This is a genomic window from Amycolatopsis sp. NPDC051106 (assembly GCF_040682775.1).
Classification (GTDB): Bacteria; Actinomycetota; Actinomycetes; order Mycobacteriales; family Pseudonocardiaceae; genus Amycolatopsis.
Map to the genome: position 1 here is coordinate 176,825 of NZ_JBFBBQ010000002.1, position 20,002 is coordinate 196,826.

Consider the following 20,002-nt stretch of genomic DNA (forward strand, 5'->3'; position numbering starts at 1 on the left):
GCGCAATTCCGCGCCCCACCTCGCAATTCCGCATTCGCCTCGGGGCACCGCCATGCCTGCTCCGGCCCGCACGAAAGGACCGCTCATGACCGCCACGCTGACCACCCCGGTCGCGGCCCGGTTCGCCGACCTGGCCGACACCCTGACCCGCAACGCCCGCGTCCTGGCCACCGCCGGGCTGCCGGAGGTCGTGACCGAGGTCCGGGTGGCCGTGTACGGCGACGTCGCGGCGCAGCTGCGGTTGCTGGCCGAGGCAGAGCCGAGCTACACCGCGGGCAACCCGCTGGTGCTGGTTCCGGCGGCCGAGGACACCGCGGTGAGCGTGGCGCGCCGGTTCGAGGCGCTGGCCGGGCTGCTGGCCGCCAACGCCCGGGTCCTGACCCGCCGCACGGCGGATGCGGTGATGCACCGTCGGGCAGGGGTGTACCGCGACGTCGCGGCGCAGCTGCGGCTGCTGGCCGCCGATGAACGCGAGGCCGCCGTGGCGGCGGCGCCGCGGAGCAGCCGGCCGCCGCTGTCCAACACCGCCCCGCTGTCCCCGGTCGTGGCGCGGGCCGCGGTGCGGGTGCCGCAGGTGCGACCGGAGTTCCTGGAGGCGCTGGTGTCCGCGGTCGCGAAGCGGCGCGGGCAGGGCTGGTCGGTGGCGCGGCTGACCCTGTGGCTGCGCACCACGCTGCGGGACCCGCAGACCGACGCGATCCACCCGTGCGCCGAGCGCTCGTTCGTCGCCTACGTCACCGCTCTTCTGGCCGCCCGCCCGGCCCGCCAGTCGCACGCCGCCTGACCAACCCGGACACGCATCGCCTGCCAGCACATTTCCCTTGTCGAGAAAGGAATCCCGTCATGGCTTCGAACGACTCCGGCGCCTGGCACCGCGAACTCCAGCGCCAGCAAGACGAAATCCAGCGCAAGCAGCGGGAAGCCGCGCAGAAGAGCTGATCGCCCGCCCGCTCACTTTCCCACATCGACCGTCCGGAAAGGACGTCTGTCATGTCGCTGATCGGCTCACTCGCGGCCAGGATCGCCGCTCGCTTCGACGACCGCACCCCGGTGTTCTACGCCGCGGACATGGTCGCCTTCGCCCTGCGGGGCGGGAAGTGGCACGTGCTGGTGATCCAGCGCGGCTGGGACCCGCACAAGGGCAAACTCGCCCTGCCCGGCGGGCACGTCGACCCGCACGAGACCGCCCGCGAGGCGGCGGTGCGGGAGCTGGCCGAGGAAACCGGCGTCACCGTCCCGGCATCGGCGATCGTGCACCAGGTCGGGGTATTCGACGCTCCCGGCCGCGACGCCCGGGGCCGGTACGTTTCGATCGCCCACGCCGTGGTGTTCGCGGGTGAGGTACCGGACCCGGTGGCCGCCGACGACGCGGCGGAGGCCGAGTGGATGCCGGTGCGGGTGGCGGTGAAGGTGGCCGCCGCGGGCGGGTTCGCCTTCGACCACGGCCAGATGCTCGCCATCGCGATCACGGCGATGAACCTGCCCCGGACGCTGCGCACACAGCTGGGCCTCGGGGAGCAGCCGTGACGCAGATCCGGTTTCCCTGCTCCGCGTGGTTGCTCGGCCGGGGCCTGGTCGAGGGGTTCTGGGAGTACAACGTCGCCGACCCGTGGGCGGTCACGCTGCACCTGGACGGACAGCGATGGATCTTTGCCCGTGACCTGCTCCACGCGGGGCTCACCGAGCCGGCCGGGGACGGTGACGTGCAGATCACGCCCGACACCGGCGGCCACTCCGGCCTGCTGAACGTGCTGCTGTCCTCGCCCTCGGGCGCGGCGCGGCTGCCGATGGCCCGCGACACCGTCACCAGCCTGCTGGAGGCCGCATACGCCCTGGTCCCGGCGGGGCGCGAGGCCGCCGCGGTCGACTGGCCGGCCGAGTGGGCATGCCTGGCCGACACCGGCCCCGCCGCCGCCTGAATCCTCCCGGCCCCTGCCTGTCTTCCGCACCTTTCGTGTCCTGTTTGGAGGCTTCGCCATGTCCCTTGCCACCATCCCCACGACGGCCCCGGCTACCTCGCCGGAGGCCGCCGACGACGATGAGCCGTTCTACCCGCCGTCCGCGGCCACCATGACGGTGCAGCTGGCCAAGCAGATGGCCGGCACCGCCTACCAGCAGGCCGAGCAGCGGGTGGCGCGGCTGGCGCGGCAGCTGCTGCCCCAGGCCGCCTGCCCGGATGACCGGATGCGGCTGCTGTTCCTCTACGCGGCCGAGGAAACCTACCTGGCCAGCGTGTTCCCCGTGGTCCACCCCGAGTATCCCGAGCGGTGGCAGACCGGCGTCACCGGCCACCAGATGGCCGGGGAGCTGGCCGGGATGATCGCCCACGCCGAAGAGGCCATCGCCACCGGCCAGCCCTACCGGCCCGGCGGGTTCGAAACCGACACCGGCCGCTACGCCGCGCAGGCGATGGCCTACTACGTCACCGACCCGACCCCGGTCGGCCGGGCCGGGGTCCTCGACACCCTGGCGCAGCACCTGCGCACCCGGGGTTTCCCGCCGCGGGCGGTCGAGCTGGTGACCGACGTCGCGGCGGCCTTGCGGGTGACCGCGATCAGCGGTGACCGCCCGCCGGTCATGCCCACCGCCGCCTGAGCCGATGGACGCCACGACGTCGGTGGATTTGCGCGGTGACTTCGACGGGTTCTGCGACCTGAACCTGCCCGAGCCGACCCCGGAAGGGCGCCGCTTCTTCACCCTGATCTCCGACCTGATCGACACCGATACGGAGTCGTTCTTCGGCCGGGGATTCTGTCACTGGCTGGCCGGTGCGGTTCACTCGATCACCGGCTGGGACCTGCTGACGGTCGATGTTCGCCAGACCGGTGAGGACACCTGGCACCCCGCGCACAGCGGGGCGCTGACTCCCGCCGGGACGGTCCTGGACATCTTCGGCGACCACGACCGCGAGGACGTGCGCCGCCGCTACCTGACCGGCGACGTCGCCGAAACCCGCGCCCGCATCGTGCGCAGCACGAACATGCCCGGCGACGTGATCACCGACGTTGACCACTTGCGCGGGAATCCTTTGTGGTGGGCGGACAGGTTTGACACTCCCGAGCTGCAAGGCATGGTGCTGCACTTCGCCCGCCTCATCCTCACCCGCCACTGCTACGGCGAGCACATCGATCCCGCCGCGCGGCCGGGCTCCGCGCGCGTGCCTGCACCGCGACCGAAACCCGACACGCCCACGTCTGCACCCGACCTGAAGGGGACCGTCATGTCGTCCATTCCCGAAGAAGTCGCCCGCCTCAACGCGGTCATGCAAGCGATCCCCGCGGCCACGTTGCAGGCGCTGAGCGAAGCCGAGCTGCCCGCCGAAGTCGCCGCCGCCCGCGACGTGATGAGCGGCCTGGGCAACGAGGTCCTGTCGATCCTGGGCAACACCTCCGCCGCCTCGCAGGCCGCGCAGTCGCTCAGCCACGCCATCGCGATGCTGGAGCGCGCCAGCGAGACCCAGCAGATCCTCAAGACGCACTACGGCAAAGCGCTCCAATCCGCCGTGCAGGCCCAGGACCTCATCCAGGGCGCCGTCATCCACCACGGGCAGGGCGCCCCGTGACCGACACCGACCGCCGCTACCCGCTTCCCGCCCGCGATGAGGACGACCGGTTCACCTTCGGCCTGATCCTCGACGTCGCCGACGTCCTGGCCGCCCACGGCTACCCGAAGCTGACCTCCGGCGACGACTACGTGGCGCTGCACGGCGCCGTCTTCCGCTTCCTCTACGACACCACGACCATCCCGGCCGCACCGGCGCCGGGGCTCGACCTGACCACCGAGGAGTGCTGACCATGACCGACTTCTCCAAGCTGTTCGCCCGTCTGCAGCGCGCCGAGATCACCACCCGCGCCAACGTCATCGACGAGCTGGAACGCCGCCTGAACCAGATCAAGCGCGGCACCGCCCGCGCCGGGCAGCTCACCGCCGCCCGGGAGCTGGCCCGTGCCGCCCGCGCCGAACTCGCCGCGGTCATCAGGGCGCGCGGCAAGGACGGGTTCTACGACCTGGACCAGGCCATCACCGACCTGACCATCGCGGTCACCGGCGCGGAAAACGGTCGGCGGGGCACACGATGAGCCGCGCCGACGACCCCGGCGACGCGGCGGCCACGGTGCTGCTGCTGCGCCGCCTGGTCGAGCGCAACGGAACCTGGGTGCTGGTCAAGGTCTTCACCGCGATGGCGGTGTGGCTGGGGCTGCACCTGACCCGCGCGGTGCTGGTCCTGGTCGTGCGGCTGCTGACCGCGGCGATGGCGCGGGCGGACCGCTACGCCACCACCGCGGTGCTGACCCCGCCCACGCGGCGGGTGAACCACTACTTCGACGCCCACAACGGCACCGACTACGACCCGCACCACTTCGAGCACGTCCCGGCCGGGCACGGCCCGCCGGGACCGCGGATGCATTGGGAGGCAGCACATGCGTGAACTCAACGACGACACCACCGGGGGCACCGACGCGTCGGCCGGCGAGCTGAACCCGATCGAGATGGCCGAGCTGATCGAGGAAAGCGCCACCCTGCTCCCGGGCAGCCTGCTGGGCACCGCCGTGTTCGCGGCGCTGGCCTGGTTCATCGACGGAATCGCGTGGCTGCATGCCATCGCCGTGGTGGTGGCGATCGTGCTGGGCCTGCGCACGGTGTGGCACGCCGGGTTCCTCATCCGGGCGGCACTGCGGTTCCGCGACGAGCTGCACATCGCGGTCGAGCAGGCCGAGAAGACCGCGGCGCTGGACCGGTTCCTGCGTGGCCTGACCGACGATCACGACGGGGGGCGGTGAGCATGACCCGAACCACCCCTGAGCGTGACCGGCGCTGCCGCACGCGGCAGGAGGCGGCGGTGGCCTGGTGCGGGACGCACGTGATCGAGCTGGCCGGCGTGGGGGTGCCGCTGGTGGCCGGACTGGTCTGGACACCGTGGCTGGACCTGATCGCCGGGGTCCTGGCGGGAGTGTGGGCGGCGAACGAGATCCGGCTGCACCGCACCACCCGCGAGGCCCGCCAGGCCGCCGTCACCACCAGCCCCGCCCCGCGCCAACTGGCGCCCGCCAACGACTCGACTACCCCGGCCCCGGCCGAGGGCACCGACCGGAAGGAGGCCAAGGCATGAGCACCACAACCACGGCCGAGGGCCACGCCGACCTCGACCGGACCCTGACCGAGATCGAGCGCCAGCTGGCCGCCAACGACCTGCCCGCACCGCAGGAACCGCAACCGGCCGAGCCGGAGCCGGACCCGGCGACGTCCACCGAGGACGAGCCCGCACCGGACCCGGTCGGCGGGCGCCGGGGCGGGATCACCCGCCGGGTGCGGCGGCGAGCGGCCGAGCACGCCGAAGCGCACCGGCTGCTGGCGCTGGAGTCCGACCCGGCCCCGTTCCAGGTGACCACGGACAAGGTCCGCACCCGCCGCAAGGCCGTCGAACAGGCCGCCGCGCTGTGGCGGCTGGACCGCGACCCGCGCGTGCTGGCCTACCGCGACTCCCGGATGCGGCGGCTGGTGCTGGCGGTGGCGCTGACCTCGCTCATCCTCGCCCTGGCGTGGTCGACGGCCGGAGTGCAGGCGTTCGCCGCCGAAGGCGCCCTGAGCGGGAGCCCGCGGTGGTGGTTCGCGTGGCTGGCCGAGCCGTTCTGCTCGCTGGCGCTGCTGATGGTGGTGGCCGGCCGCGCCTACCTCACCACCCGCGGCCACCCGCTCAACGACCGCGCGGTCGACCGCACCGAGTGGGTGTTCCTCGGCCTGACCCTCGGGATGAACGCCTGGCCGCACCTGCCCGGCGTCGCGGCCGACTTCACCGTGTCCGGGTTGGTGCTGCACCTGCTCGGCCCGGTCGTCGCGGTCGCGGTCGTGCGGTGCCTGCCGCGGCTGCTGGCCGCCTTCGCCGGGCTCACCCTGCCCGGCCCGGACGCAGGAGCGGCCCCGGTCACCGCGAGGGGGGAGGGCAGGACCGAGGCCGCTTCCGGCGAGCCTAACCAGGCGGCGGCCACCCCGCTGCCCAGCGCACCCACCCCCGTCACCGCCACGACTACCGCACCGGTCGTCCGGCCTGCGGCGGCCCGGCGGACCACGATGGCGCGGCGCACCGCGCGGGCGACGGTCCCGGAGCCGAAGCGGCGCAGTCCCGAGCAGCTGGCCGCGGAGTTCGACGCGGCGGTGGCCAACCCGCCGGCCGGGTTCGACCCGACCAACGGTGAGGCGATCCGCCGGACCCTCAAGTGCGGCAAGAAGGCCGCGACCGAGCTGCGCAACCGCTACCTGTCCGAGTCCGGCGGTAGCGACTGACCCACCCCGCACCGCGCGGGCAGGGTCGAACCTTCCCGTGCCTGCGCTGAGGGTTCGGTCCTGCCCGCGTGTGCGACCCCAGTCCACGCACGAAAGGGCACCACGCGATGACCCCCACCGACCACCACGACGACGAGAACACCGCCCGCGAGTCCCGCCCCGAGTCCACCGCCGGGACCGCACCGCAGTCCGCCGGGTCGGCGCGGGAACTGGCCACCGTCCACCCCCTGCGCTCCCGCCCCGACCAGCACCAGTCCACCCCGCCCGGTTCGGTCGAGTCCACCTCTCCGGCGATCGAGGGGGAGATCGTCACCGACGAACAGTGGCGGCTCTACACCTCCCAGAAAGCGCAGATGGAATGGCGCCTGGCCGAGTACAAGCGCCAGGCCCTGTGGCTCTCCACCACCGCCCGGACCGCGGTCACCCACGAGCGGACCGTGTCCACGCTCAAGTTCGTCGGCCGCAACGTGCTGGTGTACCCGACGCTCGGGGCGGTCGTGGCGTGCAAGCGGTGGCGCGACACCCACGGGTCCAGCCGGTACGAGCGGATGATGCGGGCGGCGGAGCTGGCCGGGGACCACGAGAAGCTGGCCGAGTGGGAGGCCCGCGACGTCACCGAAAAGCAGCGCCGCCACGACCGGGCGATGGACTGGGTGCAGTCCCCGATCCAGCTGGCCAAAGCCGTCGCGCTGTCCACGGTGTCGGCGGCTGTACTGCTGCTGGTCCTCGGGGTGATCCTGGCCATCGCCGGGAAGGGCGACGTGCTGGACCCGATCACGGGAGTGATCGGCGCGATCGCGTTCTGCGTGTGGTTCGTCATCACCTACGGCGCGTTCCTCGCGATCGCCGGGACCGCCGGGGTGGCCACCTACCTGTGGAACCTCGGCCGCACCTCCCAGTCGGTACCGCAGCTGTTCCGCCCGGCCTCGCAGCGGCTGGTCGACGACGTGATCATCACCCCGTCGATCGTCGTCACCGCCCTGCGTGACCTGCGAATTTCCGAGCTGCGCCGCAAGATCGAGCAGATGGAGGACGGCGGCGCCGCGATGCTGTCCCCGATCCGGCTGGCCGGCTGCGGCGTCGAGTTCGACGTCCACCTCCCCTCGGGGGTGGACACCGAGGAGGTCAAGCGCAAGCGCCGCAAGCTGGCGGAGAACATGGGCCGCCACGAGCACGAGGTGTTCATCTCCACCCCGCCGTCCCCGCGCACGATCCGGGTGTGGGCGGCGGACTCCGGCGCGCTGGACCAGCCGATCGGGCCGTCTCCGCTGGTCACGGACCCGACCATCACCGCAGACCTCTACACCGGCCGCGCCCCGTGGGGCGTGGACCTGCGCGGGGACGCGGTGATGATGGCGCTGCTGCAGTGCCACCTGCTGATGACCGGCCTGTCCAAGCAGGGCAAGACCGCATCGCTGCGCGCGCTGGCGTTGTGGCTGGTCCTGGACCCGTCGGTGCAGCTGCACATCGCCGACCTCAAGGGCATCGGCGACTGGCGGATGTTCAAGCCAGTGGCCGAAACCCTCATCGAAGGCCCGTCGGACTCCCACTGCATTCAGGCCACTGAGCTGCTCGAGTGGGGCGTTGAGGAGATGGAACGGCGCCTGCTGGCCTTCGACGGCGACAAGTACCGCAACGGGGTCCCGCGCGAGCTGACCAAGCCCGGCGGGCCGTTCGCGCCGATCGTGATCCTGGTCGACGAAGCCCAGAACGCGTTCATGAACCCCGCCAAGGACGACCAGAACAACCCCTACGGCGGGCAGACGAACAAGTCCCGGTACTTCATGGCCGCCCGCAAGATCCAGAACCAGGGCCGCGCGGTGAATGTGGTGCTGTGGCAGGGAACCCAGGACCCGACGGACCAGAACCTGCCCAAGTTGGTCCGCGAGGGTGCGCACATCCGGGCCGCGCTGGCGCTGGGTACCGAGTCGCAGTCCCGGATGGCCGTCGGCGACAAGGCGGTCGACGGCGGTGCGGCGCCGCACGAACTGCGCTCTGGCCTGGACAAAGGCACGTTGGTGGTGGCCGGGGAAGGGGTTCCGCTCCCGGCCGGACAGCCGTCGATGACCGTGCGGACGCACTTCATCGACGGCGACGACGCCGCCACCGTGATCGAGCGGGCCGTGGCCATCCGCGGCGGCGCGAAAGCCGAGCCGGCGCAGGTCGAGGCCGCCCCCGAGGTGCGCGACCTGCTCGACGATGTCGCCGAGGTTCTCGCTGGTGAGGACGTCAAGGCCACCGACGTCGGGGCGCGGCTGCGCAAGCTGGCACCGGGCTACGAGCCCTACGCGAACCTCAGCGCTGAACGCCTGAAGGAGGCCCTCGCAGCGGTCGGCGTGGCGGTCCGTTCAAAGGACGGCTATCTCACTGTTCGTGATCGTCAGGTGCGAGAGGCGCTGGCGCTTCGCGCGGCCGAGAAGTGAGCCGGACCCACACACGGGGGTAGACGCGAAACGCGGTGATCCGGCCCTGCGGCGGGGCCGGATCACTTCGTCACTTCTCTCACTTCCCGCCATATCGTCGCAGCTCACAGGCAGTGAAGCCGGGAAGTGAATGCCGAAGTGGATTTCCACTTCAGTGAGCGCCCTTCACTTGCCGTCTCACTCGCCGATTCACTTCGCCGCGGGTGCCCGCCGCACCCGCCGAATGTCACGCACAGTCACTGATTCTGGGAGGTTGTCATGGGTTTGTTCAGCAGCGGCACCGCCACCCGCGACCGCAAGGCCGAGCGCCAGCAGGCCGAGGCCGAGGCCACCGCGGCGATCGCCGCGCACGAGATCGGGCACGCGATCGGCTGCGCCGCCGCCGGGATCGAGGTCCGCTACGTCCGGCTGACCGCCCGGGGTGGGCAGGTCTCTCACGCCGAACCCGACATGGACGACCAGGCCCAAGTCGACGGTGCGCTGGTGATGACGCTGGCCGGGTGGGCGGCAGCCGCGGAGTGGGTGCACCGCCAGCACCGCTACTCCCGCTCGGCCGCGTTGTCCTGGGCGCGCAACGGGTCGCGGTCGGACTGGGCCGAGTTCCGCCGCATGAAGCGTCACGGCTCCCGCGGGTCCGGCTGGTACGAGCGGGAAGCTCAGAAACTCATCCGCGCCAACTGGTCCCGGATCGAGCGCTACGTCGCGACGCTGCTGCGCACCGGCCAGCTTCCGGGCAGCCACTTCAACTGACCCATCCACCCCGCACACGGCCGCCGGACCGGTGGCTGGCCTTGTCATGCCCTGCCGGTCCGGCGCCACCCACCGCAGCACCGACCACAAAGGAGCTTCGCCATGTTCCTGCCCCCGCCCGACCTGTCGAGCACAGACGCCTACGCCTGCTTCGGGCTGCACGCCCCGGCGGTGCTCACCGCCGCCGACGGCGCGGTGCTCGCCGTCGGGGCCACCCGCCCGGCTGCCGCGCTCGACCTGATCCGCGCTGCCGCGCCCGGCGGCCTGGTCCCCGACCGCGCCGACGCGGCGATGTTCCGGCTGCGCTGGTTCGCCTACACCCACCCCGCCGCACCCGGCGACCCGGTGACCCGCCCGGCCTGCCCGACCGAGGACGGCGCGTTCCCGGTCCTCATCTGGCGGGCGGTCGACCAGCCGGCCGCCCGCCCGCACCCGCCGTTGGCGGTGGCGGCATGAGGCGGGGGCACGTGGCGATCACCCGCGGCCTGACCGTGCTGACGGTCGCTGCCGCGTTGGCCGGATGCCGGGTCTCGAGTACGGGTCCGCCGCCGGTAGCCGCCAGCGTCAGCGCCGCCCCGGCGGCGCGGCCCGACGTCGCCGCGGTGCGGCAGCAGCTGGCCGAGCTGACGGTGTCGGCCGAGGACACCGGCAACCACTACCGCCGCGCCGACTGGCCGCACTGGGACCAGACCGGCGGCGGCTGCGACGCCCGGGAGAACGCGCTGCGCACCCAAGGCCAGGCCGTCACCACCGGGCCGGGCTGCCGGATCACCGGCGGCACCTGGGTGTCCCCGTACGACGGAGTCACCGTCACCACACCCGGCGCGCTGGACGTCGACCACATGGTGCCGCTGGCCGAAGCCGCGCGCTCCGGCACCCGCGGCTGGTCCCGAGCGGACCGGGAGCGCTACGCCAACGACCCGTCCGTGCTGGTCGCGGTGACCACGAAAGCCAACCGCAACAAGGGAGACCAGGACCCCGCGCGCTGGCTGCCCGCCGTCGACCAGTGCGGCTACGTCGCCCGCTGGACCGCGGTCAAGCACGCCTACCGAATGACCGTCGACCGGGCCGAGCGCGCCGCCATCACCGCCGTGCTCAACCACTGCTGACCCCCACCCCAACCAGGAGGCGCCCCATCATGGCCACTGCGCACGAGAACCTGACCGCCATCACCGACATGCTGAACGCCGCCGGGCTCGGCCCGGTCGAGGTGTCCGCCACCCCGGCCACCGGGTTTCCCGACGGCGTGGTGACCGCGGAGATGCCGCCCGGCCCCGACGTCGCCCGCCGGTTGCTTCGCTGGCTGGACTTCCTCGACGTCATCGACGCGATCGCCGGGAAGTACCACGACCACGACACCGTCCTGCGGCTCACCGTCCGCGGCCTGACCCCGTCGGGTGCGCCGCTGCTGGTCGTCGGCGGCTTCGATGCCACCACCGACCCCGGCGCCGTCGCGCTGATCCTCGACAAGATCGAACGCCAGGACATCCCGCAGCTGCTGACCACGCTGGCCGGCCGCGAGACCACCGCCACCACTTGAGGCCGAGGTGATCGGCCGTGGCGGAGAAGGAGAAGTACCGCGCGGCCGAGGTCACCGCGTGGCTGGACGAACACACCGGCGCCGACACCGCCTCGGCCCGCCGCACCGGGCGGGCGGTGGCCGGGGCGTGGAACCGCCACGAGTTCTACGCCTCGGCCACCTGCCCCGCGCTGGTGCGGCTGCTGCGCTCCGCCGGGGAGCCGCCGTCCGATGTGGACCGGCTGGCGGATCGGCTGGCGCGGGCGTTCGGGGTGCACCTGCACGACGTCGCGGCCTGGGATCCCCGGCCCGACTGGCGAAAGGAGATCGGCGCATGACCAGTGATGCCCGCCGCGCGGCTCTGGAACGGGTCGCGCTGGAGATGGCTGGCAGAGGGTGGGCGGTGTTTCCGATCCAGCCCGGGCGCAAGTTCCCGCCCGCCTGGCACCGCGAGGAGAACTGCCCGGGCCGCGGGCCGTGCACCGCGGGGCACGTGACGCCGGAGTCGCTGGCCACCACCGACCCGGAGACGATCGCCCGGGTGTGGGCGACGGTCCCGTACAACGTCGCGGTGTTCCCCGGGAAATCCGGCTGGCACGTCATCGACTGCGACGTCCGCAAGCCCGATGAAGCGCCCGGCCCCGACGGCTGGGAAGAGCTGCAAGCCCTCGCCGAGGAGCGGGGTGGGCCGCTGCCGGACACCTGGACCACCTCAACGCCCAGCGGCGGGCGCCAGCTGTGGTACCCGGTGCCTCCTGGGGTGCGGCTGGGCTCGACGGTCAAGTGGATCGCGCCGCATGTGGACACCCGCGGCTGGGGCGGCTACGCCCTCGCACCCGGCAGCGTCCGCGACGACGGGGCGTATGAGCTGCTCGACGACACCGAAGGCCCGCAGCTGCCGGGGTGGTTGGTCCAGGCCAGCGTCAAACTCCCGCCAGCGGCCAACTCAGGGCGCACTCAGATGCCCGTAGCCGCCCCGAGCGCGTACGCGGCGAAGGCGGTGCAGGCCGAGTGCGCGCGCGTCGCTGCGGCGCCCCCGGGCCAGCGGAACAAGACCCTCTCGACCGCCGCCTACGCCCTCGGCCAGCTGGCCGGGGCGCGGCTGCTGGATGAGCACTACGCGCGGGCCGAGCTGCGGGCCGCGGTCGAGGCCTGGAACACCCCCGACTCCGCCGTCAAGGACGACGGCGTCATCGACACCGCCCTACGCGCCGGGGCAGCCAACAAGCGCCGGATCACCCCGCGACGCGGCACCGGCCGCGCCGCCTGACCACCGACCGAAAGCGAGCGATTCCATGACCATGCTCACCGTCGCCACCGCGACCAGCATCGGTGGCCGTGTCGCCAACGCCGACGCCGCGGCTGTCGTCACGACACCGCTCGGCACCGCCGCCTCGGTTGTCGACGGCATCGGGTCCGAACTGCGGACGTGCGCCGCGGCGAAGCTGGCCGCCGGGACAGCAGCGGCCGTGGCCGCCCACCGCGGCGCGCAAGCCGGGCTGATGGCCGCCGCGGACACGATGCCCGACTACCCCGACGGCCCCAACGCGGTCGCAGCCGTCGCCTCGGTTGTCGACGGGCGGATCGAGGTCGCCCACGTCGGCGACGCCGCGGTGTGGACCTACTCGGCCACGGCTGGGCTGCGCCGGTGGACGGTCGACCAGACCGCCGGGGAACACATCCGGCACATGCTCGACAACCCCGGCCTCACCGACGCCGGCCGCGAGACGCTGGAACGGGTCGGGGCCGCGGCCGAGGTCTTGTCCGACTACGTGCTCAACGGCCTGAAGTTCGCGACCGTGTCGACGATGTCGTGGACCCCGCTACGCGGCCAGGACGCCAGCGTCGAACGGATCATCCTGACCAGCGATGGCGTCCACAAGGAACTCACGGTCACCCAGATCGAAGACCTCGCCCGCGTGTTCTACGACAACCCGCAGGCTCTCGCCGAAATCCTGGTGGACCTCGCCGTCCGGGACGAGCACGGCAAGCACAACCCGGGCTCTGACAACGCCACCGCGGCCGTGATCGCCGTGACCGGTACCGAGGCCGGGTGAGGCCCAACCTGTACGCCACCATCGGCCCCGCCGCCGGGCCTGCACCGCGAGGGCTGGCACGCCCCACACTTCCTGTCCCCGTCGCCGTACCTGCTGAACCGACACCACGGGAGAAACCTCTGATGGCCGCCATCATGCACCGCTGTGCCTGCGGGCACCTGGACAGCTTCCACAGCCCGACATCCAACGGCGACACCGAGCCCTGCCGCATGGCCCGCTGCACCTGCGCCGACGTCCACCCCGGCACGCCGGAGGTCATCCCGACCTGGCGCTCGGCCACCCCGTTCGCGCAGGCCGAGCCCGACCCGGTCGTGATCGAGCCCGGCACGCTCGACGCCACCGGGCTGGGGCGGCTGTGCGACTGCGAGGACTGCTGGTCGCTCTACCGCAGCGAAACGACGACGCGAGCCGCGTAGACGGCCGTCGCCGTCGGCGGGAATCTCACGGCGAGAACCCCAAGGTGGTATTGGTGTCAATTCGATGGGACACCCATCCTGGCCCCGGTGGACAACACCAAGCCCGCCGCCACCCCGCCCGAACCTGAGTCACACCAATGCACGACCGCCGGCACGTCCGTCGCGGCGCGTCTGCTCGCGTTGCTGCCGCACCCCATCCCTCCGTGGCCGTTGCTGCTGGCCCTGGTCGCCGCGCTGGTCACCCTGGCCGTGATCGTGCTGGCCGTCGTCCGCGCCACCGGGCCGGCTCTCGCCACGTGCGGGGTGATCTCCAGCGTCGTCGGCACCTGGGTCCACCGGGGCAAGCGGCAAACCCACAGCAAGCACTGAAGTCCGCACCGCCGACGCACTCATCCGGCCCACCAGCCACGAGAGGAGGTGACCACCGTGAACTGCATCATCTGCGACGACGGCGACCCCGAAGATCAGGACTACTGCCCGCTGAACCGGAAGAAGAAGTGAGCACCGCGACGACCGCACCGACCACATAGGACACGCAGAGGGCCGGGCACCACGCGTGCCCGGCCCTTCTCGTGCCCGCCGGACGAAAGCGAGCCTGCGCCATGACCACCACCCGGCCGATCGTCTCGGCCCACACCGCCGCCATCCTGACCAGGATCGCCGCCGAACGCGCCCGCCAGGACGCGCTGTGGGGCGAGCAGAACCACCCCGACGGCACCGGCCCCAACGTCGAGGTCGCCGGGCTGAGCAGACGCGCCGCCGACGCCGCCCACACCGCCCGGTTCATCACCGAGATGGCCCGCGCCGAAGGCCGCCTCACCTGGCTGCACATCCTGCGCGAAGAGGTCTACGAAGGCTTCGCCGAAGCCGCCGCCGACGACCTGTTCGACGAACTGATCCAGGTCGCCGCTACCGCGGCGTGCTGGGCCGAGGCCATCGAACGCCGCACCGCCACGGCCGAAGTGGGGTGAACCGGTGGACGTCCGGCCTGGCGATGAGTTCGGCGGGCTGGACTTCCTCACCGGCACGCACGAGGTCATCCATCTGGAGCAGGCCGGGGTCCCGCTGTTCGTCTCCGACACCCGGCTACGCCACCGTAAGACCCTGCCGCGCGCGATCGCGCCGGTCGCCTTCGACTCCGGCGGCTTCACCCAGCTGCAAAAGTACGGCGACTGGGACAGCGTCCCGCCGCGGGAGTACGTCGCGCGGGTGCGGCGCTACCGCGACGAGATCGGGCACATGCTGTGGGTGTCCCCGCAGGACTGGATGTGCGAGGACGCGATCATCCGGGGCGGCTGGCACGGCGGGAAGTGGTTCCACGGCACCAAGCTCTCCGTGTCGCGCCACCAGTTCCTCACCGTCGTCAACGCGATCGAGCTACGCAGCCTCGCGCCGGAGCTGCCGTGGCGGCTGGTGTTGCAGGGCCGCACCCCGGATGACTACTGCCGTCACGCCGACCTCTACGCCCGGTTCGGCATCGACGTCACCGCGGAGCCGCTGGTGTGCGTCGGCAGTGTCTGCCGCCTGCAAAGCACCACCCTGGCCGGCCAGATCCTGCGTGCGGTCCGCCGCTACGGCGTGTCACGCATTCACGGGTTTGGGTTCAAGACCCTCGGCCTGATCAAGCACCATGCCTACATCGACTCCGCCGACTCCCTGGCCTGGTCCGACGACGCCCGCCGGCTCGGCCACCCCACCACGGACTGTCCACGCCCGCACGTGAAGTCGTGCGCCAACCACCTGCACTACCTGCTCTCCTGGCGGGCCGCGCTCGCGGAGAAGCTGCGCCATCGTCCGCCGGAGCAGACCGCGCTGTGGGACGAGGACGTCAATCCAATCGCGGCCTAGCCGCTATATCTCAAAATAGATCAAGAAGATTTCCGAATTATCCCATACTGTCGAAATCTTTCTCGAATCCTTGAATTCCAAAAGAGTTGCGACGCCTTAAGCGATAGAAATCGTTCATCTCTATGGCTGATCCTCTGCGTTGCGGCCAGGTGTGCGCCATCGAATTAGCGGTCTTCACCTTCCTAGAAATGCCGGCTGCGGATAACTCTTCGCCTTCGAGAATTAGGCCACACAGTGAGCAGTCGTAGGAGTCGCAATAAACAGTCACTTGAGAAGAAGGGAAATCATCTATCTCATGCGCGACGGTGGTTCCGTGAAGCCAACCTTGCCCTTCGCATGCCGGGCAGTCTATCTGCACGTCGATATTGCTAGGGAACATGCTGACATTGGACAATTTAGCAACAACTTCAATGCGCTGTTGATTGACTAGGTCCTTGACTCGTCGTTGGTATATAGCCTTCGCTCGCGCTAGCTTGACATGAACGGCGACCTTGAGTTCGTTGACGTGTTTGTCTATGAGTTGGCGATGAAGATTTCCGTAATCGCCCCAATATTCGTCTAATGGCGCGCCCAGTTCACCAAGAATAGAATCGGCGATTCGCATACAGGTGGTCAATACCTGTCGACTCTCGGAGGGGTCATGGTGGCCCGCGTGTGCCACACCGTTTCGGGCGGCCAGAACAGGTTCAAACTCTTGTTCCGTCACGGTGATCTGATCTGGAAGAAGCTTTTTCACTCTAACGAACGCTTCGAAGAGGCCGATGGTCTTCGAGCGCGTGCTAGGACGCTTGGCGCGATCGCTATGCCCAGTTGCGTGCAGCATCGAGTCAAAGTCTTTGGGCTCCACGATCAGAGCAGGATGCAGAGACGCCAGGTATGCCTTCAGCAGGTGCTCCAGTGCTACTCCGTGATGGTGCACGGCGAAGTCAAATGATTCTTCTCCTGAGGAGAAGGCCTCAAGTCCTGTGGCCATCCAGCGTCGGGACGACTCCTGCAGCCGAATGGCATCCATGACCAGCCACTCTACCCCTGACTGACGGAGGCCGGACCACCTTCGACAACGAGACGACTCGTCGGCTCTTCGGCTTGAGTCACGAATACACGATCCCCGCACGACGGAGGGAACGCCATGGCCAGTACGAATTCGCAACGCCTGTGGTCGGTCGGCCCCGGTGGCCGGCCACGGCTGCGGACCGGGGCCGCGCCGGAAACCATCCGGGTACTGACCGCCGCGGTGGACGGCCGCATCATCCCCGACACCTACGTCTCCGAAGGCGCGCCCGTGGTCGTCGAACAGGTTTCCGGCGCGGCCGACCCCACCGCCGGAGACGACGACGTCGCGCTCCCGGTGGCTGCGTCGGTGCTGAAACCCGCACTGCTGGCGAATCTGCTGGCCACCCACACCGACGTGATCCAGAGCAAGGTCAACGAGAAAGGAGACACCTACGACGTGGAAATCTCCCCGCCCACCAACGTCCTGAACGCGGTACTGGCCGGGAGGTCCTGGCCTGGGCTGCCGGTGCTGCGCCGGATCATCTCCACCCCGGTGCTGCGCCCGGACGGGACGCTGCTGCAAAAGCCCGGCTACGACCCGGCGACCGGTTTCTACCTGACCGCCAACGGCCACCTCGACCCGATCCCGGACCGGCCGAGCGCGGACCAGGTCGACGCGGCGCGGGAATTCCTGCTGGAACGGTTCCTGCGGGACTTCCCGTGGCGGTCGGCGGCAGACCGGGCGAACTACCTGGCGTTGCTGGTGACGCCGCTGATCCGGCCGTTCACCAACGCGCTGTCCCCGTTCGGGATGATCGAGGCGTCCATGCCGGGCTCCGGCAAGACGATTCTCGCCGGGTGTGTCGGGTTGCTGGTCGGGCAGCGGGTTCTCACCTGGACCGACTCGGATGAGGAGCTGCGCAAGTCGATCACCACGGTGCTGTCGGATTCGGTGGGGGTGGTGGTGTTCGACAACCTCACCGAGGGCGAGATGGTCAATTCCGCGGTCCTGGCGCGGCTGGTCACCGAACGGACGTGGTCGGATCGGCGGCTGGGCACGAACGTGTCGAGCAACTTCGCCAACGACCGGTTGTGGCTGGCCACCGGCAACAATCTGCGCACGGGCGGGGATATGGCTTCGCGGACGGTGTGGGTGCGGCTGGATCCGAACTGCCCGCGCCCGGAGGCCCGCACCGGGTTCACGATCCCGAATCTCGATTCCTGGATTCTCGACCCGGTCAACCGGGCGACCGTGCTGCGCCACGTGCTGACGCTGGTGCTGGACTGGACCGCCAACGGTGCGCCGATCGCCAGCAATGTCCCGCAGATGCGGCAGTTCACCCGCTGGGCGCAGTACCTCGGTGGGTTCCTGGCACACCACGGCGTCGGTGATTTCCTCGGCAACGCCGATGCCGGCCGTGGGCTGGATGAGGACCATGCGGAGTGGTACGCGTTCCTGGCGACCTGGCGGGACCTTTATGGCGGTGAGCCGGTGACTGCGCAGCAGTTGCGGTCGGATGCCGAGCCTGAGTACGGCGCACCGGATCGGTGGAAGGGGACGTTCCCGACCACTGCCGCGGGTAAGCCCCTGACCCCGAAGTCGCTGGGAAAGAGGCTGGCAGGGCAGAAGGACCGGTGGCGTGGCGATCTGGTGTTACGCAGCGAAGTCGATCCGCACACCAAGATGAAGCTCTACACGGTCGAGCGCGGCACCGATTCGAGCTGACCCCCGAATCAAACACCGCAAACACCGCAAACACCGCAACCGGCCCAGAAAGTAACTCTGATCAGGGAAAACGACACTGCGGTGTCTGCGGTGTTTGACCTCGGATCGGGAGACTTCAAATACCGCAAACACCGCAACTTGCGGTGTTTGCGGTATTTGGCCCTCCGGTCCTCAACCTCAAACACCGCAGGAAGATCCGCAGGTCAGAGGCCACTTTGCGGTGTTTGCGGTGTTGCGGTGTTTGGTTCCGGCCTCCCACGCCTGAGCCGTTTACCTCCCTGCCAGCCTGCCCAACTCGGTAACTACCCAACGTAACCGCTCTGCGCTTGCTCGCACCGTGCCTCGCAGCCGGCCACCGACTGTGGGGCACGCCTCTACCCGGAGGTTCACAACATGTCCACGGCAGACGAAAAGCTCACCATTCCGCAGGTCTGCGACGAACTCCAAATCGCACGCTCCACCTTCTACGACTGGCGCGCAAAGAACCTCGGCCCGAAGTGCATTCGCCTCCCGAACCGGAAAGTGCGCGTTCGGCGGTCCGAACTCAACCGCTGGCTCGAATCCCAGGAGGCCGCATGAGTGACATCACCTACGACGTCAAGATCTGGAACATCGAAACGCGACGAGGCAGGAGGAAGACGTCGTATCGCGTGACATGGTTCGTAGCAGGGGAGCGCTTCGATGAGAAGGCCGACACCTACGCACTGGCCGAGAGTCTCCGCTCGAACCTGGTCGCGGCAGCTCGACGAGGTGAAGCCTTCGATCGCGTCCGCGGGCTGCCGGTATCCAATCTGCGTAGCGAGGCGGACATGCCGTTCTTTGCCTTCGCCTGCAAGTACGTCGACATGAAATGGCCGCGGGCCGCCGGGAAGTCGCGTGCTGGCAACGCTGACGCGCTGGCGTCAGCGTTGCCAGCGATGTTGGCGACCACCCGCGGCAAGCCCGAAGACAGGATTATCCGCCGCGCGCTGACCGGGTGGGCCTTCAACACGAAGAGGCGAGGCAATGCCAAGCCGGTCGAGATTGAGCGGGCGTTGAAGTGGCTGCACGCGAACACGCTTCCCGTGTCGCGGATGGACGACACAGCCAAGCTTCGGGAGGTTCTGGACCAGATCTCTCTCAAGCTCGATGGGAAGCAAGCCGCCGCGAAAACCGTCAACCGCAAGCGTGCGGTGATCTACAACGCGCTGGAGTACGCCGTGGAGTTGAAACTGATCAGGGCCAATCGTCTGCCCGAAGTGAAGTGGACGGCGCCGAAGTCCGTGCGGGCGATCGACAAGCGCGTGGTCATCAACCCTGCGCAGGGCAGGAAGTTGCTGACGGCTGTCGCGGCGCAGAAGGTGGACACGGCACCGCGGCGGTCGTCCGGGCCGATGCTCAAGGCGTTCTTCGCGGTGATGTACTACGCGGCGCTGCGGCCCGAAGAGGCCGCCATGTTGTGCAAGCGCGACTTGCAGTTGCCGGAGAGCGGATGGGGTGAGCTGCTGCTCTCGGAGACGGCGCCGGTCACGGGAGCGGCGTGGACGGACTCGGGGGAGCGGCGCGACCGTCGCCAGCTGAAGCAGCGCGGCAAGGGGGAGGTGCGGCCGGTGCCGTCCCCGCCGCCGCTGACGGCGATCCTGCACGAGCACCTGAACAACATCGGGACGGCTGCGGACGGCCGGCTGTTCCGGAACCTCACCGGCGGGGATCTCGCGGAGTCGACCATTGCGCGGGTGTGGGACAACGCGCGCCGGGCCGCGCTCACTGAGGAGGAGTACACCTCCCCGCTCGCAAAGCGTCCCTACGACCTTCGACATGCGTGCGTGTCGACCTGGCTGGCGGCCGGCGTGCCGTCCACGCAGTGCGCGGAGTGGGCGGGGCACTCCGTGGCGGTGCTCCACCAGATCTACGCCAAGGTCATCGCCGGGGTGGAGTCCGCGGCACACCAGCGGATCGAGCGGGCGCTCGGCTGGCACGACGAGTCCGACGAGTAGGCCGTTGGAGGA

Annotated in this window: 27 protein-coding genes; 26 read left to right on the forward strand and 1 reads right to left on the reverse strand. The window is 70.2% G+C overall.

Annotation, left to right across the window (positions count from 1 at the left end):
- Positions 1 to 85 precede the first annotated feature (85 nt).
- The 23 genes from AB0M83_RS02500 (at position 86) to AB0M83_RS02610 (ending at position 15,295) form a co-directional block, all read left to right on the forward strand.
- Entirely contained in the window at positions 86 to 784 is a 699-nt protein-coding gene (locus tag AB0M83_RS02500; RefSeq protein ID WP_364511291.1) for a hypothetical protein, read from the forward strand.
- Between the two features lie 206 nt (positions 785 to 990).
- Positions 991 to 1,527, forward strand: a complete 537-nt coding sequence (locus tag AB0M83_RS02505; protein WP_364511293.1) for an NUDIX hydrolase — start codon at positions 991 to 993, stop codon at positions 1,525 to 1,527.
- Positions 1,524 to 1,919 carry an SsgA family sporulation/cell division regulator gene (locus tag AB0M83_RS02510; RefSeq protein WP_364511296.1) on the forward strand — a complete coding sequence of 132 codons (396 nt, stop codon included), beginning with the start codon at positions 1,524 to 1,526 and terminating at the stop codon, positions 1,917 to 1,919. The genes AB0M83_RS02505 and AB0M83_RS02510 overlap by 4 nt, the downstream gene beginning before the upstream one ends.
- Positions 1,920 to 1,977: 58 nt before the next feature.
- Positions 1,978 to 2,595 (forward strand): hypothetical protein, encoded by a 618-nt coding sequence (locus tag AB0M83_RS02515; RefSeq protein ID WP_364511299.1) that lies wholly within the window; start codon positions 1,978 to 1,980, stop codon positions 2,593 to 2,595.
- Between the two features lie 4 nt (positions 2,596 to 2,599).
- A complete protein-coding gene (locus AB0M83_RS02520; protein WP_364511302.1) occupies positions 2,600 to 3,562 on the forward strand; it encodes a hypothetical protein in 963 nt (320 codons plus the stop codon).
- A complete protein-coding gene (locus AB0M83_RS02525) occupies positions 3,559 to 3,792 on the forward strand; it encodes a hypothetical protein (protein WP_364511304.1) in 234 nt (77 codons plus the stop codon). Before AB0M83_RS02520 ends, AB0M83_RS02525 begins: the two co-directional genes overlap by 4 nt.
- A 2-nt stretch (positions 3,793 to 3,794) precedes the next feature.
- Entirely contained in the window at positions 3,795 to 4,079 is a 285-nt protein-coding gene (locus AB0M83_RS02530) for a hypothetical protein (protein WP_364511307.1), read from the forward strand.
- On the forward strand, positions 4,076 to 4,429 hold the full coding sequence (locus AB0M83_RS02535) for a hypothetical protein (RefSeq protein WP_364511310.1): 354 nt from the start codon (positions 4,076 to 4,078) through the stop codon (positions 4,427 to 4,429). Before AB0M83_RS02530 ends, AB0M83_RS02535 begins: the two co-directional genes overlap by 4 nt.
- On the forward strand, positions 4,422 to 4,781 hold the full coding sequence (locus tag AB0M83_RS02540; protein WP_364511313.1) for a hypothetical protein: 360 nt from the start codon (positions 4,422 to 4,424) through the stop codon (positions 4,779 to 4,781). The genes AB0M83_RS02535 and AB0M83_RS02540 overlap by 8 nt, the downstream gene beginning before the upstream one ends.
- Before the next feature lie 2 nt (positions 4,782 to 4,783).
- On the forward strand, positions 4,784 to 5,110 hold the full coding sequence (locus AB0M83_RS02545) for a conjugal transfer protein TraH (RefSeq protein ID WP_364511316.1): 327 nt from the start codon (positions 4,784 to 4,786) through the stop codon (positions 5,108 to 5,110).
- Positions 5,107 to 6,282 (forward strand): conjugal transfer protein TraI, encoded by a 1,176-nt coding sequence (locus AB0M83_RS02550; protein ID WP_364511318.1) that lies wholly within the window; start codon positions 5,107 to 5,109, stop codon positions 6,280 to 6,282. The genes AB0M83_RS02545 and AB0M83_RS02550 overlap by 4 nt, the downstream gene beginning before the upstream one ends.
- 107 nt (positions 6,283 to 6,389) lie before the next feature.
- Positions 6,390 to 8,705 carry an FtsK/SpoIIIE domain-containing protein gene (locus AB0M83_RS02555; RefSeq protein ID WP_364511321.1) on the forward strand — a complete coding sequence of 772 codons (2,316 nt, stop codon included), beginning with the start codon at positions 6,390 to 6,392 and terminating at the stop codon, positions 8,703 to 8,705.
- Positions 8,706 to 8,963: 258 nt separating this feature from the next.
- On the forward strand, positions 8,964 to 9,455 hold the full coding sequence (locus AB0M83_RS02560) for a hypothetical protein (protein ID WP_364511324.1): 492 nt from the start codon (positions 8,964 to 8,966) through the stop codon (positions 9,453 to 9,455).
- Between the two features lie 102 nt (positions 9,456 to 9,557).
- The gene (locus AB0M83_RS02565; RefSeq protein ID WP_364511327.1) at positions 9,558 to 9,911 is read left to right on the forward strand and encodes a hypothetical protein; all 354 of its coding nucleotides are present in this window, start codon (positions 9,558 to 9,560) and stop codon (positions 9,909 to 9,911) included.
- The gene (locus AB0M83_RS02570; protein ID WP_364511330.1) at positions 9,908 to 10,564 is read left to right on the forward strand and encodes an HNH endonuclease family protein; all 657 of its coding nucleotides are present in this window, start codon (positions 9,908 to 9,910) and stop codon (positions 10,562 to 10,564) included. The genes AB0M83_RS02565 and AB0M83_RS02570 overlap by 4 nt, the downstream gene beginning before the upstream one ends.
- A gap of 29 nt (positions 10,565 to 10,593) precedes the next feature.
- Entirely contained in the window at positions 10,594 to 10,995 is a 402-nt protein-coding gene (locus AB0M83_RS02575) for a hypothetical protein (RefSeq protein ID WP_364511333.1), read from the forward strand.
- 17 nt (positions 10,996 to 11,012) lie between these two features.
- A complete protein-coding gene (locus AB0M83_RS02580) occupies positions 11,013 to 11,312 on the forward strand; it encodes a hypothetical protein (RefSeq protein WP_364511336.1) in 300 nt (99 codons plus the stop codon).
- Positions 11,309 to 12,244, forward strand: a complete 936-nt coding sequence (locus AB0M83_RS02585) for a bifunctional DNA primase/polymerase (protein ID WP_364511338.1) — start codon at positions 11,309 to 11,311, stop codon at positions 12,242 to 12,244. Before AB0M83_RS02580 ends, AB0M83_RS02585 begins: the two co-directional genes overlap by 4 nt.
- A 25-nt stretch (positions 12,245 to 12,269) precedes the next feature.
- The gene (locus AB0M83_RS02590) at positions 12,270 to 13,031 is read left to right on the forward strand and encodes a hypothetical protein (RefSeq protein ID WP_364511341.1); all 762 of its coding nucleotides are present in this window, start codon (positions 12,270 to 12,272) and stop codon (positions 13,029 to 13,031) included.
- Between the two features lie 122 nt (positions 13,032 to 13,153).
- Entirely contained in the window at positions 13,154 to 13,447 is a 294-nt protein-coding gene (locus AB0M83_RS02595) for a hypothetical protein (protein ID WP_364511344.1), read from the forward strand.
- Between the two features lie 87 nt (positions 13,448 to 13,534).
- Positions 13,535 to 13,816 carry a hypothetical protein gene (locus AB0M83_RS02600; RefSeq protein ID WP_364511347.1) on the forward strand — a complete coding sequence of 94 codons (282 nt, stop codon included), beginning with the start codon at positions 13,535 to 13,537 and terminating at the stop codon, positions 13,814 to 13,816.
- 233 nt (positions 13,817 to 14,049) lie between these two features.
- Positions 14,050 to 14,418: a hypothetical protein gene (locus AB0M83_RS02605; protein WP_364511350.1), complete on the forward strand. Its 369-nt coding sequence runs from the start codon at positions 14,050 to 14,052 to the stop codon at positions 14,416 to 14,418.
- 4 nt (positions 14,419 to 14,422) lie between these two features.
- Entirely contained in the window at positions 14,423 to 15,295 is an 873-nt protein-coding gene (locus tag AB0M83_RS02610) for a hypothetical protein (RefSeq protein ID WP_364511353.1), read from the forward strand.
- A gap of 37 nt (positions 15,296 to 15,332) precedes the next feature.
- Here the strand turns inward: AB0M83_RS02610 and AB0M83_RS02615 are convergent, their stop codons facing one another.
- Positions 15,333 to 16,307, reverse strand: a complete 975-nt coding sequence (locus AB0M83_RS02615; RefSeq protein WP_364511355.1) for a hypothetical protein — start codon at positions 16,305 to 16,307, stop codon at positions 15,333 to 15,335.
- 117 nt (positions 16,308 to 16,424) lie between these two features.
- On the opposite strand from AB0M83_RS02615, the gene AB0M83_RS02620 reads away from it, so the two are divergent.
- The 3 genes from AB0M83_RS02620 (at position 16,425) to AB0M83_RS02630 (ending at position 19,990) form a co-directional block, all read left to right on the forward strand.
- Positions 16,425 to 18,014 (forward strand): hypothetical protein, encoded by a 1,590-nt coding sequence (locus AB0M83_RS02620; RefSeq protein WP_364511358.1) that lies wholly within the window; start codon positions 16,425 to 16,427, stop codon positions 18,012 to 18,014.
- 393 nt (positions 18,015 to 18,407) lie between these two features.
- Positions 18,408 to 18,593 (forward strand): helix-turn-helix domain-containing protein, encoded by a 186-nt coding sequence (locus AB0M83_RS02625; RefSeq protein WP_364511361.1) that lies wholly within the window; start codon positions 18,408 to 18,410, stop codon positions 18,591 to 18,593.
- Positions 18,590 to 19,990 (forward strand): integrase, encoded by a 1,401-nt coding sequence (locus tag AB0M83_RS02630; protein WP_364511364.1) that lies wholly within the window; start codon positions 18,590 to 18,592, stop codon positions 19,988 to 19,990. Before AB0M83_RS02625 ends, AB0M83_RS02630 begins: the two co-directional genes overlap by 4 nt.
- The last annotated feature ends 12 nt before the right edge of the window (positions 19,991 to 20,002 follow it).